This is a genomic window from Exiguobacterium artemiae 255-15 (assembly GCF_000019905.1).
Lineage (GTDB): Bacteria > Bacillota > Bacilli > Exiguobacteriales > Exiguobacteriaceae > Exiguobacterium_A > Exiguobacterium_A artemiae.
This window is the reverse complement of the sequence record NC_010556.1, coordinates 546,290-559,343: the sequence shown is the minus strand read 5'-3', so window position 1 is coordinate 559,343 and position 13,054 is coordinate 546,290. Positions and strand designations below refer to the sequence as shown.

At 44.0% G+C, this 13,054-nt stretch carries 14 protein-coding genes and 2 tRNA genes; 5 read left to right on the top strand and 11 right to left on the bottom strand.

Features of this window, described 5'->3' with window-relative positions; genetic code table 11:
* Positions 1–34 precede the first annotated feature (34 nt).
* A tRNA-Val gene (locus tag EXIG_RS02855) sits at positions 35–107 on the bottom strand.
* 176 nt (positions 108–283) lie between these two features.
* On the opposite strand from EXIG_RS02855, the gene EXIG_RS02850 reads away from it, so the two are divergent.
* Positions 284–3,388, top strand: a complete 3,105-nt coding sequence (locus tag EXIG_RS02850) for an efflux RND transporter permease subunit (RefSeq protein WP_012369426.1) — start codon at positions 284–286, stop codon at positions 3,386–3,388.
* A gap of 44 nt (positions 3,389–3,432) precedes the next feature.
* On the opposite strand, the gene EXIG_RS16135 is transcribed toward EXIG_RS02850, so the two are convergent.
* The 4 genes from EXIG_RS16135 to EXIG_RS02840 all read right to left on the bottom strand — a co-directional run bounded on the left by EXIG_RS16135 (position 3,433) and on the right by EXIG_RS02840 (position 4,818).
* Positions 3,433–3,558 carry a hypothetical protein gene (locus tag EXIG_RS16135; RefSeq protein ID WP_268741709.1) on the bottom strand — a complete coding sequence of 42 codons (126 nt, stop codon included), beginning with the start codon at positions 3,556–3,558 and terminating at the stop codon, positions 3,433–3,435.
* A 13-nt stretch (positions 3,559–3,571) separates the two neighbouring features.
* Complete coding sequence (locus tag EXIG_RS16040; protein ID WP_234944565.1) at positions 3,572–3,796, bottom strand: DUF4564 domain-containing protein; 225 nt, start codon at positions 3,794–3,796, stop codon at positions 3,572–3,574.
* Entirely contained in the window at positions 3,744–3,911 is a 168-nt protein-coding gene (locus EXIG_RS16035) for a hypothetical protein (protein ID WP_234944564.1), read from the bottom strand. Before EXIG_RS16035 ends, EXIG_RS16040 begins: the two co-directional genes overlap by 53 nt.
* Before the next feature lie 94 nt (positions 3,912–4,005).
* Entirely contained in the window at positions 4,006–4,818 is an 813-nt protein-coding gene (locus EXIG_RS02840) for a D-alanyl-D-alanine carboxypeptidase family protein (protein WP_012369425.1), read from the bottom strand.
* A 235-nt stretch (positions 4,819–5,053) separates the two neighbouring features.
* On the opposite strand from EXIG_RS02840, the gene EXIG_RS02835 reads away from it, so the two are divergent.
* Positions 5,054–5,599, top strand: coding sequence for a methyltransferase family protein (locus tag EXIG_RS02835; RefSeq protein WP_012369424.1), 546 nt, complete (start codon positions 5,054–5,056; stop codon positions 5,597–5,599).
* Positions 5,600–5,621: 22 nt separating this feature from the next.
* On the top strand, positions 5,622–7,106 hold the full coding sequence (locus EXIG_RS02830) for a phytoene desaturase family protein (protein ID WP_012369423.1): 1,485 nt from the start codon (positions 5,622–5,624) through the stop codon (positions 7,104–7,106).
* A 47-nt stretch (positions 7,107–7,153) separates the two neighbouring features.
* On the opposite strand, the gene EXIG_RS02825 is transcribed toward EXIG_RS02830, so the two are convergent.
* Genes EXIG_RS02825 through EXIG_RS02815 form a run of 3 tightly spaced genes read right to left on the bottom strand, consistent with a single transcriptional unit; the run spans position 7,154 to position 9,774 of the window.
* Positions 7,154–7,714 (bottom strand): histidine phosphatase family protein, encoded by a 561-nt coding sequence (locus EXIG_RS02825; RefSeq protein WP_012369422.1) that lies wholly within the window; start codon positions 7,712–7,714, stop codon positions 7,154–7,156.
* A gap of 13 nt (positions 7,715–7,727) precedes the next feature.
* Entirely contained in the window at positions 7,728–8,408 is a 681-nt protein-coding gene (locus tag EXIG_RS02820; protein WP_012369421.1) for a response regulator transcription factor, read from the bottom strand.
* 4 nt (positions 8,409–8,412) lie between these two features.
* On the bottom strand, positions 8,413–9,774 hold the full coding sequence (locus EXIG_RS02815; RefSeq protein WP_012369420.1) for a sensor histidine kinase: 1,362 nt from the start codon (positions 9,772–9,774) through the stop codon (positions 8,413–8,415).
* 152 nt (positions 9,775–9,926) lie between these two features.
* Between EXIG_RS02815 and EXIG_RS02810 the strand changes: the two genes are divergently transcribed.
* Positions 9,927–10,493, top strand: a complete 567-nt coding sequence (locus EXIG_RS02810) for a YdhK family protein (protein ID WP_012369419.1) — start codon at positions 9,927–9,929, stop codon at positions 10,491–10,493.
* A gap of 44 nt (positions 10,494–10,537) precedes the next feature.
* Here the strand turns inward: EXIG_RS02810 and EXIG_RS02805 are convergent.
* A tRNA-Val gene (locus tag EXIG_RS02805) sits at positions 10,538–10,610 on the bottom strand.
* Positions 10,611–10,753: 143 nt separating this feature from the next.
* Positions 10,754–11,380, bottom strand: coding sequence for a nitroreductase family protein (locus EXIG_RS02800; RefSeq protein WP_012369418.1), 627 nt, complete (start codon positions 11,378–11,380; stop codon positions 10,754–10,756).
* 194 nt (positions 11,381–11,574) lie between these two features.
* On the opposite strand from EXIG_RS02800, the gene yhfH reads away from it, so the two are divergent.
* Positions 11,575–11,721, top strand: a complete 147-nt coding sequence (yhfH, locus tag EXIG_RS02795) for a protein YhfH (RefSeq protein ID WP_012369417.1) — start codon at positions 11,575–11,577, stop codon at positions 11,719–11,721.
* A 65-nt stretch (positions 11,722–11,786) separates the two neighbouring features.
* Here yhfH and EXIG_RS02790 read toward each other — a convergent pair whose 3' ends face one another.
* Positions 11,787–12,725 carry an IS30 family transposase gene (locus EXIG_RS02790; protein ID WP_012369416.1) on the bottom strand — a complete coding sequence of 313 codons (939 nt, stop codon included), beginning with the start codon at positions 12,723–12,725 and terminating at the stop codon, positions 11,787–11,789.
* Positions 12,726–13,054 lie beyond the last annotated feature (329 nt).

Below are 13,054 nucleotides of genomic sequence, written 5' to 3'. Positions count from 1 at the left end.
TCCCATTCATCGTGTGATGAACGGGAGCTCGGTATGATTCTGACTGGGCTCGAACCAGCGACCTCTACCCTGTCAAGGTAGCGCTCTCCCAGCTGAGCTACAGAATCATGATCGTGTGTCCTGGGTATATGTTTATTATAGCAACATATTGAAAACTGTAAAGACTTTTCTCTGATTTTTTTTATTATATTTTTTCTTTCTGCTCTACAGTTCAAAGTTGCAGGGTTTCGTTTCGTCCTCTACTATGTAAATAAGCACATATAAAATAAAGGAGGGGTAACTGTTGAATTTTTTAACAAGGTTTAGTTTAAAGAACTCTGTCGCTGTATTTATTATTGCTATTTTATTAGTTTTGGGCGGCGTATATTCGTTTTCTCAGCTTAAAGTGGATCAATTTCCTGAAATTGAATTTCCTCAAATTTCAGTAGAAGCTGTGTATCCAGGCGCATCTCCGGATGATGTCGATAAACAGGTCGTCTCAAAACTCGAGACAGCACTGAAAGGGATCGAGGGCTCGACAAAAATCACGAGCTCTGCTTATGAAAGTATCGGGATCATCAATATCGAATTCCCATTTGATACCGATATGGACAAGGTCGAACAACAAATCGATGCTGCGATCCAGGATGCTAACCTTCCGGAAGAAGCGACAACGAAGTTAAACCGCTTCTCATTTGGATCGTTCCCAATCTACAACATTTCCTTCTTTAGTAAAGACGGAAAAGAGATTGAGTCCCTTCTAAAAAATGAAATCGAACCGGAACTGAATAAAATTCCGGGCATCAACAGTGTTTCTGTTGGTGGTTACAAAGATGATTTAGTCCAGATTACTGTCGACAACAAAAAGGCAACAGCGGCCGGTTTATCGTTATCAAGCATTAAAGAACAAATCAATGCCAAATATGTTTCCTTCCCGTCTGGTCAGCTCGCAGAAGGTGATTCGAAGATTCCGATCCGGGTCGAAGAAAAACTGGAAAACTTGGATAAATTAAAAAATCTTCAATTGACGTCAAGTGTTGCTTCCGGTGCTGCTTCCGGCGGCCAGGGTCAACCTGCCCAATCAGGACCCCCGGCTGGTGCTACCGGCGAAACGGGTGCTCCGACAGAACAAGCGGAACCGGTTCGTCTTTCAGACATCGCTACCATTGAAGCTGTCTCGAAGCAAAGTGAAAAAACACGTTATGATTTAAAAGATTCTCTCTCGATGGCGATTACCAAAAAACAAGACGCTAATACGGTTGAAATTGCTGACGGCGTCACAAAAATCTTAAACAAATATGATGACCAAATCGATTATACGATTGGTATTGATTCTGCGAAAGACATCGAAGAATCCGTCGCTACGCTTGTCAAAGAAGGATTACTCGGGGCCTTGTTCGCTTCACTGGCTGTCCTTTTGTTCCTACGGAATATCCGGGCGACGATCATTGCAATCGTCTCAATTCCGCTGTCACTCTTGATTGCGGCCATCTTCTTGAACTGGCAGGCTATTTCATTAAATATCATGACACTCGGTGGTATGGCAGTTGCTGTCGGCCGGGTCGTCGATGACAGTATCGTCGTCATTGAAAACATTTTCCGACGGGTCCGAAAATCAGATGGCGGTATGACAGATGAAGTCATCGAACAATCAACAAAAGAGATTTTAAAAGCCATCACGTCTTCGACGCTTACGACCGTCGTCGTCTTCTTGCCGATCGGCTTTGTCGGCGGTATCACAGGTAAATTCTTCTTACCGTTCGCCTTAACCATCATCTTCTCGTTACTCGCTTCCCTACTTGTCGCGATTACAATTGTACCGATCTTAGCGAAGTTCGCCTTTAAAAAGGTACCGGCGGAAGAAAAAGAAGGCGTCTTACAACGGTGGTACGGCACACTGATTGAAAAATCATTGTCGCATAAAGCGATCATCTTAGTTGTTTCCTTCTTGTTACTCGGTGGTTCGCTTGCCATCGTACCGCAACTCGGCTTTACGTTCATTCCGAATGAAGCTTCAAAAACATTGACTGCTTCACTGGAGCTTCCTGCTGCAACGTCGCTTGAGAAAACAAGTGATGTTTCGCTGAACATGGAAAAAATGTTTGATCAGGAAAACGCCATTGCTGATGTCACGACATCCGTCGGAGCACGTGACTTCACGACCGGATTGCGACTTGACAACAAAGCCAGCTACTTCTTGAATTTAAAAGACGGGGCTGATGTCGAAAAAACGATCAAATCCCTCGAAACCAAAATGGATGATATCGCAAAAGAAGATGGTGTCGACGTCAAAATCAGCGTTGCTGAACTGTCGACAGGTGGTCCCCCATCCAATAATAATGTAGATGTTGATTTGTTCTCGACTGATTTAGAAGCGCTCCAAAAAGCAGCTAAACTGGTGGAAGACAATATGAACAAAAACAATGATTTGAAATATGTTACGAATAACTTTAGCGAGAAACAAAAACAATTCCTTGTCGAAATTGATTCTGAAAAAGCCAGTGATCGTGGTTTATCCGGCTTCCAGATTCTTGGTACGGTCAACGACCAGACTAAACCTGTCACGGTCGGTACACTGAACCTTGATGACAAAGATCAGGACGTCCAATTGTCTTACAAGGAAGACTTGACGTCGAAAGAAGATCTTGAAAATGTCCAGCTCTTCTCGGCTGCCGGTCCTGTCGCCTTAAAAGATGTCGCAACCGTCAATGAAGTCGATACCTTCACATCGATTCAAAAACTGGACGGTAAAGTCTATGCCCGCGTTTCGGGTCAAGTCAAAGGCGATAACGTCCAAACGGTCTCCAGTGACGTCAAAGCTGCTGTCGAAAAAATTGACTTGCCGGACGGCGTTTCCTTAACAAGTGGCGGCGGAAATGATGATACGGTTGAAATCTTCCAATCTCTCGGAATTGCCATCGTCGTTGCCATCGGTCTCGTTTACTTGACGATGTTAATCACGTTCGGAAAAGCACGGATTCCGTTCATCATCTTGTCATCGCTCATTTTCGTTCCGATCGGTTCGCTCGTTACACTGTTCCTAGCTAACGAACCATTGTCTGTCAGTGTTATGATCGGATTCCTCATGCTGATCGGAATCGTCACGACCAACGCGATTGTGCTTGTTGACCGGATTGGTCAGAACATCACACGTGGACTTCCGGTTCGGGAATCCTTGATTGAAGCCGGTAAGACACGACTTCGTCCCATCCTGATGACGGCATTCGCTACTATCATGGCGCTTGTCCCGCTCGCGCTGACAACGTCATCCGGTACCCTGATTTCAAAAGGTCTCGCCTTGACTGTCATCGGCGGATTGACGACGTCAACACTCTTGACGCTCATCATCGTCCCGGTCGTCTACGAGCTCTTCTTCTTCAAAAAAGTAAAAAAAGAACGTCAATCTTAATCTAAAAAAATCCTCCCCTCTTGATGAGGGAAGGATTTTTTTGATTATTTTTCGAGCAATTCATCTGTCCGATCAATCGTTCCATTATGTTTCGCGACCAGTCCATCCAGTACGGATGGTTCGAATTCTTCCCCGATTGCAATGATTCCCGTCTTACCAGGTGGAATCACACCAAGTGTCCGTTTAAATGTTTCTTGAACAGCTTGATTCTCTTTTTAAGTCTTTTGATCCGCCAATCAGCATCCCGGTCATCGAACCTAATAAAATACCGAACGGTCCCCCGAGAATCCCGACTGCCATACCGATTAAAGAACCTTTAAAGGCTTTGTTGGAGCCGCTCAAGTCGACAGCATCTTCAAAGGAAAAAGCTCCGCTTTTCACTTCGTTTAATGACAGCGATTTGTTCAAAATCGACTTGGCCATTCGCATGATATTTCTTTAATTCACTGAATACCTGATACGAGGTCGCTTCTTCTTCAAATGTAAAGGTCATGATATGGTGCTTTTCTTCTTTTTTCGCCACAACTTTCCACCTCTTTCGAAAAAAGGCAGACCGCTGCTGCTGACGATGAGGAATACACCATTTCTTTACCATTTAAAGCTTAAAGTGAAACCTGTTACGGTGTACTTGGTTTACCCGGTGCCAATTGATAGTATTCTTCCATTGTCAATCCGGTCATTTTCAGCTGCGCCGCAAGCGTTGCTCCGACATAACGGTAATGCCAACTTTCATATGTGTAGCCTGTCCATGATTCTTTTCCGAGCGGGTAACGGAGATGGAATCCAAAACGGTGGGCATTGGCAGCCAGCCATTTTGCTTCTTTTGTACTTGAGAAGCTGAACTTGGCATATTTTGATGAATCGGCGCCTCCGATATCAAAACCCAGTCCTGTTTGATGTTCACTTTTTCCCGGCTGGGCACTGTACGTGCTGGCTTTCTCAAAACCATCCCGTGCCACATATTTTTCAAATAAGGCTTTTTGATACGCATATGAACGGTATGTACTGAATGCGACCAGCGTAATCTTTTCCGCTTTGGCAGCCCGTTTCATTTTTTCAAATGCGGCCCGTGCAACTGTACTTTCTCCCGGCGCATACGTCGAACGTAACGGAAGATTTGGATTAACGATTAATGTCTTGCCGATGCGTAACCCACCGATTTGTTGATCGGTCAGTAAATATTTTGTACTGGCATACCCTGTCTGTGTTCCATAACGAACTTTTGACCATGTCCCGAGTCGGCTGATTTCATTGACATAGACAGTAGTCGGAATCACTGCGACGACTGCTTTTGTTGTCGAAGCCCCGCTTCGAAGATTGAGCGGTGTTTTCGCCTGGCGGTAACTGGATGCTTCTGCGGCCAGTGAAAAACTGACGAGTGAGAGGAGAATCGCCAGTAACCCGATCACCGTTTGCTTTAATTTTTTCATATCTCTTAAAACTCCTTTTTTCCAAAACAGGGTAATTAGTCTTTAATTTTAGAATAACATTCATTTCAAAATGCCACCATTTTTTGTACAGGTGTAATCAAAATGAATTAATTCTCAGTTTGCCAAAAGAAGCTGGATTGTCCGACACAAGGATTGAATGTTCAGCCTTTCGGGTAAAGATTTCTTGTATGCGTTTTCTTTAAATAATGATTAGTATCAGTCAGGGGCGAATCTTATGACCATTTTAGATAAAGTGTTCATTGCCGTCTCTCTTCTTTGGTTATTCGAATTGTTTCTGTTCCGAAACCGTAAGAAGGAACCTTCTCCACTGGAAGAACGGCAAAGTTTTTATTGGATTTTAGCTACGTTAATCACCACAATCCTTTTTTCCGTTCTGTTCAGTGATTCAATTCGACTTCCCTTGTCACGTGAAATCGGATTGCTCCTTTTGACTTCCGGTGTCGTTCTGCGCTATTGGGGGATTTATCATCTCAAGCATCAGTTCACCCGCCATGTTGCTGTCAATCCGGGCGACCGGCTTGTCAGCACGGGTCCTTATCGGGCATTACGCCACCCCCTCTATTCCGGTCTGTTTTTTATCACGTTAGGTTTCCCGTTATACTTCGGGAATTTGTTTGTCACGTTATGTGCCGGAATCCTGATGTTCATCGCTTTGCTTCACCGTATTCGAATCGAGGAACAGATGTTAACCAAAGGATTTGGTCCTGCTTACACGGACTGGGCCCGCAAAAGAAAACGTTTGATTCCGTTTATTTACTAAAACATAAGGAGATGTGATTTTTTTGAAGAAACAGGCAGTCGTTATTGGAGCAGGTTTAGCAGGTATGTCAGCAGCAATCCGCCTTGCGGGAGACGGTTATGAAGTCACGATGCTAGAACAAAATGGAAATGTTGGCGGGAAATTAAACCAACGTAGCGGCCAAGGATTTACGTTCGATACCGGTCCTTCAATCTTGACGATGCCTTGGGTACTCGAACAATTGTTTACGAGCGTCCACCGTCGACTCGACGACTATTTGGAAATCGAACGCATCGAACCGCAATGGCGGACTTTCTTTGAAGACGGTACACAACTTGACGTCAAAGGCGATCTCCCGGGAATGCTTGAGGAATTTAAAAAAGTTTCCGATCAAGCGGATTTCGTCGAATTGTTCAGTTATTCTAAAAAGATGTATGACCTGTGTTTAGACAGTTTCTACAAATACAGTCTCGAAGATTTAAAAGACTTAAAAAAATACCATACGATGTCTGAATTACTTAAGATGGATCCACTCAATACAGTAGCAAGCGGTACAAAAAAACATTTGAACAACAAATATCTGGAGCAGCTGTTTAATTATATGGTCATGTACGTCGGATCCAACCCTTACGAAGCTCCTGCTGTCTTCAATCAAATGATTTATGTTCAGATGGGTCTCGGCATCTATTATGTCAAAGGTGGTATGTACAATATCGCCCGTGCCATGAAGACGGTGCTTGACGAACTCCGGGTGACCATTCACGTCAACACACCTGTCGCACGTGTCGTCACAGAAGGCAAGCGTGCAATCGGCGTGGAAACGACAGACGGTACATTTTATCCGGCTGATGTCGTCGTCTCGAACCTTGAGGTCATTCCGACCTATCAACATCTCATTTCAGAGAAAAAAGGACCAAAACAGGCTAAAAAATTAAATCAGTCATTCGTGCCTTCCGTTTCCGGTCTTGTTCTGTTACTTGGGGTTAACCGTGAATACAAAGACTTGAAACACCATAACTTCTTCTTCTCTGATGATCCGGAACGGGAATTTGCCCAAATGTTCAAGGATGGTGTTCCGCCAGAAGATCCAACGATTTATGTCGGTGTTTCTTCTAAATCCGATGCGTCACAGGCTCCTGAAGGAAAAGATAATTTGTTCGTCTTGACACACGTGCCACCACTGACGAAACAAGATGGAAAAACCGATTGGGATGCGTACCGTGAAGTCGTCCTCGATAAATTGGAACGGATGGGACTGACTGATTTACGCGAATCGATTGAATTTGAATACCGCTTTACACCAGAAGACTTGAAATCCCTATATGGTCCGAACGGTGGCTCGATTTATGGTGTGGCAGCCGATCGGAAAAAGAACGGTGGATTTAAGATTCCATCGAAGAGTGATCTCTACGAAGGTCTCTATTTCGTCGGTGGTTCCACACATCCAGGTGGTGGTGTCCCGATGGTCACCTTATCAGGTCAGCTGACAGCTGATTTAATCCAAAAACATGAAAAGGTAAAAGCATAATCAAAACAGGAGAAGGTCCCTTATCGAAGGGACAATCTCCTGTTTTTTTAGTTATGCTGACAAACTTCTTCAATCTGAAGGAAGGTTTCGTCTTTAAATGTCATTTGATACACAGCCGGCATCTTTAGCGTTTTCCAGAACGCATATCCATATGCCGGATCAAAATGTTGCATTAATAACACCATGATATTCCCGTGTGTTCCGATGACGACGGTTTGATCTTTATGTTTTTCTAGTAATCGTTTGATTTCAGGCACGATCCGCCGTTGTGCCGTAACGTTTGATTCACCTCCATACGGATTTTCATCCGGATGTTCCCATACATAACCGACAGCCTGTTGAAAATCCGGCAGTTCTTCGGGCGCCAATAACCGTTCTTGAAAAGCCGCTGCTTCTTGAATGACTAATCCATATTGTTCTGCTAAAGGCTGGACCGTCTCAATCGCTCGCCGATACGGACTCGCGTAAATCTGGTCCGGTTTAATCCCTTCAAAAAGAGTCGTCAGTTGTTCCGCATCGTATCTCCCTTGTTCTGATAAAGGACGCGCTTTTTCGTCTGTAGAATAGGTCGAATGCGCATGACGGACCAAATAAATTGTCGTTGTCATTTCAATTCTCCTTTTAGCTGTCTTTTGTCTGCTCCAGTAAACGATAACCCACACCTCGGACAGTCTCCAAATACTCATCGATTGGAAAGCCGGAACGCCGCAGTTTTTCACGAAGGTGGCGCATATGAGAATCGATGGTTCGTGGTTCAATCGATTGGTCGTCACTCCAAAGCGACCGCACTAATTGCTCTCTCGATAAGATTCTATTTACGGAAGCCAGGAGTTTTCCTAACAGCTGAAACTCTGTTTTGGTCAGTAAGATTTTTTGTTCATCAAAACTACAATCATATCCCTTAGCATCATAATGCAGACCATGAAATGTATACTGTTCCCGCTTTTCTCGTCCAATCAATAACTCAATCCGTCCTAATAGTTCACCTTCATGAATCGGTTTCGCCACATAATCATCGGCGCCGACTGTACGTCCCCGAACGACATCTTCCATTTGATTCCGTGCCGTTACCATGATGATCGGGAAATCAGCGATTCGTCTTATATTTTCACATAGTGTCCAACCATCCATTTCAGGCATCATGACATCCAGTAAAGCGATATCAATCGGAACTGTTTTGACGATTTCGATTGCTTTTTCAGCGGAATCGACCAAATGGCACGTATGACCATACGGTGTCAAATATAATTTCATTAATTGAAGCATCCGTTGTTCATCATCAACGATTAAAATTCGAGCCATTTCTTCACACCTTCCATTGAATCATCACACTCGTCCCGGCATTCTTTTCACTCTTGATATCTAATGTCGCATCGTGTGCTTGAACGATTGCCAAGGCAATCGTCAAACCAAGCCCTGATCCGCCCCGGCTTCGTGATCGTGACGGTTCACTGCGGTACAGACGTTTTGTCACATGGGGTAAACTTTCTTGGCTGATGCCGCTTCCTGTATCACGTACTTGAAAATACGGTCCTGTTTCATTCCTGCCGTATCGGACGACGATTTCACCGGTTGCTGTATATTTTTTTGCGTTATCCAATACATTTATCAGCACTTGCTTGAGCCGAATTTCATCTCCTGCTATCTCTACCGGTTCCCCTGATACATGCAAATGCAGCCCTTTTTCTTCAATTGCAGGTCGCATTTTCTCTGTCGTCGAGACAATCAATTGATCGAGCGCAAGCGGCACTCGTTCGACTGAGAATGCATTCGTATCGGAACGTGCCAGTAACATCATCTGTTCAATCAATGTGCTCAAATGATCGCTTTCTTCTTTGATAATCGACAGATAAGCTGTTTTTTCAGATTCCGGCAAGTTTGGACGATGTAATATATCCGCATAACCCTTCATGTAGGTCAGCGGAGTTCGAAGTTCGTGCGAGATATTTGCTAAAAATTCTGTCCGTTCACGATTCAAAAAATCAAGATCTTTTGCCAACTGTGTGATGGAGCGTGCCAGTGCCCCAAGCTCATCCGAGCGGTTTACCGGTAAATCCACGTCAAGGTTTCCTTCTTTCAACTTGGCCGTCGCACGCTCCATCTCAATGAGTGGTCTTGAAATCAATCGTGTACACAGCACGACAGTCGTAAGCGACAGAAGGACGGCAATGATACCAACTTGAATGAATTGTTGTCTTAACGGGTCGACGACTTGTTGAATTAACGTTTCCGGAGCAAACATGAAGACATGCCCACGATGAACACCTGAAATCGTGATTGGACTATCTGTCATAAAAAAACCCTTCGTTTCCGCTTGAGCTCTTAAAATCCGATCTTTTCGTTGTGTTTGAAATTCCGTATGGATAAGCTCTACTTTCATTTTGGGAGTAAGTGGATGCGAAGCCTTTAAAATTTTTCCTTTTTGATCCGTGATAACGACGGTAAATTCGGATGCTGATTCCATCAAACTGACATGTTCCAATGTTTCTGCATTAAAAGATTCCTCGAGGACATCACGGTGTGTATTTCCCCGGTTCAACAAACCAAGGACCACTTCGTCCGTCCGTTGATTCACAAGATTAAAGTAGAGGGTACTGAACAGAATACCGCCGATGACAAGAATCGCAGTCAAAAAAAGCAGACCGATGTAGTAAGAAATATGTCGCATGTCCCGCCCCCTCCTCTCTTCACTCTTACGATACACTTTTTTAAAAGCTTATTCAGTCAGACCATTGAATCGTCACCTTTTCTGCACGGTTTCTGCACAAAACATGGGTATAGTAATGACATAACCAGATTACTTACAGGAGGTCATTTTTCATGAAAAAACAACTGTTCGTCACATCACTGGCACTTTCTGCCGTCATAGGTTTAAGTGCTTGCGGATCTGATTCGAATTCGTCTAATTCGCACGATATGCACGATGATATGAAGGATTCTCACGCAGGAATGATGCATTCAAGTGACGGAAAAATTCCAGCCGGACTCAAACAAGCCGAAAATCCAAAATTTAAGGACGGTGCGAATGTCGTTTTATCGTCAGATCATATGAAAGGCATGGACGGCGCAGAAGCAACCGTCGTCGATTCATTTGATACGACGGTCTATGCCGTCAGCTTTACACCAACAAACGGCGGAAAAAAAGTCAGCAATCATAAATGGGTGATTCAGGAAGAACTGAGTCCGGTTCCGGATTCACCGCTAAAAGCAGGTGACAAAGTGACGTTAGCGGCGGACCACATGAAGGGCATGGATGGGGCTAAAGCGACGATTGATCAAGCCGATGAAACAACCGTGTATATGGTCGATTTTAAACCGACAACTGGTGGGAAAACCATTAAGAACCATAAATGGGTGACGGAAGACGAACTTCAAGCCAAAAATTAAATAAAAAAACTCCGTTCATCCAAGGATGAACGGAGTTTTTGGTATGATTCTGACTGGGCTCGAACCAGCGACCTCTACCCTGTCAAGGTAGCGCTCTCCCAGCTGAGCTACAGAATCATGATGCAGTACGTTATGTACTTGCTAGGACATGTATTAATATAGCAAGAAACTAACCATCTGACAAGTACTTTTCTAAAAAAATTAAAAATAAAAATGAACGGGACCGAACCATGATTTCGAGTCGGTCCCTTCACATTTACTTATAGAATTGTCGTGACTTGATCAACCGGCAGACGAAGGGCCGGACGTTTTTTCGCATCTTCCACTGCTTTACCGACGGCAATCAACATGACCGGAACATAACGTTCATCTGTAATAAACGTTTCCGTAAAGAGTTGGTGATTGAATCCCCCCATCGCAAGTGTTGATAATCCTTTTGCTTCAGCGACCAACATGAGTTGCATCGCTGCTAGACTTGCGTTTGACATGGCTGCATCTCTCGCATAAGCCTCGCTTTGGTAAGCTCCTTCCACTTGTCCTTTGATCGAGTCGAACAAGTCTTCCGTCATACCTCCTGCTTCTACGGCTGGACCATAAACCGGATTATAGTTTCGGTTTGCCTGTAAATCCCCTAGTACGGCAATGACGACTGAAGAAGAACTGATGGCAGGCTGATTGTAAGCGATTGGAGCCAATTGCTGCTTCGCTTCTTCCGAATGGAAGGCGACGAAATGCCAATGTTGCAAGTTCCAAGCACTTGGCGCAGCTGTCGTCAATTCAATCAATTCTTGTACGTCTTCATGCGAAAGCGTGAATGTCTCATCGTAATGACGAACTGAACGGCGTTCTGTCAAAAGTGATAGTGTGTCGGATAGTGTTTGATTCATAATGATCCCCCCTTAAGTACATCTGTTTACTTTGTTATCGTATCACCCTCTGCGCCAACTGTCATACGACAAGACTCGCTGATATTCTATCTGTTATAAAACAGTGATTGACATACATATTCTGTACTAGTACAATAAAAGAAATTCAGTGTTTCTTGCTGCCAGATCCATACATTAAGAGGAGGAATATAATCATGGAACAACCCTTTTACCAAGAAACTTCTCCGGAGTTTTACCGTCAACTTCCGGTCAAGACCTGCTCTCATTGCGGAAAAGAAATGGATGAACAGTGCGAATCATATAAAACAGAATGTGATGAGTGCGCTGTTACAGAACACTGATCGAGAATTATCCGAAAAAAGAAGTCTCCGATAACGGATGGACTTCTTTTTTTGTTGACGGTTTGTCAAATTAAGTGCAACACTTCTTCCGTGAAGACCTCGTATGCAGTTTTCCAGTTAAGACATTTTCGTGGTCTCCCATTAATCCAGGCGAGCGCTTGAGCGATTTCAGAACGACTGACCTTTCCGAAATCTGTCCCCTTCGGGAAAAATTCACGGAGAAGACCATTGGCGTTCTCGTTACTACCACGCTGCCAAGAAGAATACGGATCTGCAAAATACATGGGTAAGCCTAACGTGTCACGAATTCGTTCATGACAGCTAAACTCTTTTCCACGATCTGTCGTCGCAGTTTGGAACGTTCCCAACGGGAAGGAAAGATGTAATGCTTGAATCGCAGACTCCATCGATTGAGCGGACCGATTTTCCATCGGTACAGCGAGATAAAAACGACTCTTTCGCTCGACGAACGTTGCGACACAGGCTTTTGACGTTCCTCTACCCGATACAACAGTATCAAGCTCCCAATGTCCAAACGTTTGACGCCCTTTGACGTCGGACGGACGTTTACTGATTGGCAGTCCGACGTTGAAGCGTCCGCGCGTCTCACGTGGTTTCTGACGCTTTCCCTTTTGCCGAAGAAGTCCAGAATCGGCCTCGACGAGGCCACTATAAATCCAACGATAAATTGTCTTGAACGAGAGTCCTTCTTCTTGGAATAATCGTCCGGCAATTTGTTCAGGGGACCACGTCTCCCGTAATTTTTCGAGGATGCAGATTCCTTTTTCGAGCGTAAACTTCGTACGTGCACCGCACTTCTTTTTTCGCTCCACATAACGCTGGCCAGCATGAGAAGAATCGTAATGAGGATTTCGTTTCAATTCTCGTGAAATCGTAGAAGGTTGACGCCCCAGGCGTCCCGCAATCTTTCGGACAGAGAAACCTAGCTCGAGATACGTCTCTATTTTGACTCTTTCTGATATGGTAAGATGAATATAGCTCATAACGAATCCTCCGTTGAATTTTGTGTGGTAACTCTATTCTACACGAGGCCGTTATGGGTTTTTTTTGTGTTTTCAGCTAGGTGTTGCACTTAATATTACAATTCGTCTGTTAAAAAACTTTTTAGTTTTCTATTTTAATAACGTTTTTTTAGATTATAGCTCTACGAGTCATCTCTTTGTAACATATTTGTTACAAATGAAACAGACAAAATGTTACATTTAAGTCATAAGATTTTCCGTAAAGGAGCTCAGACATCAATGGATCCATACAACTCAGGCAATCCCCTCGGACTTGGTCCAAGGCATCGAAAACCAAAACGAAAATATTT

Coding starts and splice junctions, on each gene's coding strand:
- EXIG_RS02835 (WP_012369424.1), top strand. CDS start 5,054: ATGACCATTTTAGATAAAGTGTTCATTGCCGTCTCTCTTCTTTGGTTA.
- yhfH (WP_012369417.1), top strand. CDS start 11,575: ATGGAACAACCCTTTTACCAAGAAACTTCTCCGGAGTTTTACCGTCAA.
- EXIG_RS02800 (WP_012369418.1), bottom strand. CDS start 11,380: ATGAATCAAACACTATCCGACACACTATCACTTTTGACAGAACGCCGT.
- EXIG_RS02840 (WP_012369425.1), bottom strand. CDS start 4,818: ATGAAAAAATTAAAGCAAACGGTGATCGGGTTACTGGCGATTCTCCTC.
- EXIG_RS02815 (WP_012369420.1), bottom strand. CDS start 9,774: ATGCGACATATTTCTTACTACATCGGTCTGCTTTTTTTGACTGCGATT.
- EXIG_RS02810 (WP_012369419.1), top strand. CDS start 9,927: ATGAAAAAACAACTGTTCGTCACATCACTGGCACTTTCTGCCGTCATA.
- EXIG_RS02820 (WP_012369421.1), bottom strand. CDS start 8,408: ATGGCTCGAATTTTAATCGTTGATGATGAACAACGGATGCTTCAATTA.
- EXIG_RS02790 (WP_012369416.1), bottom strand. CDS start 12,725: ATGAGCTATATTCATCTTACCATATCAGAAAGAGTCAAAATAGAGACG.
- EXIG_RS02825 (WP_012369422.1), bottom strand. CDS start 7,714: ATGACAACGACAATTTATTTGGTCCGTCATGCGCATTCGACCTATTCT.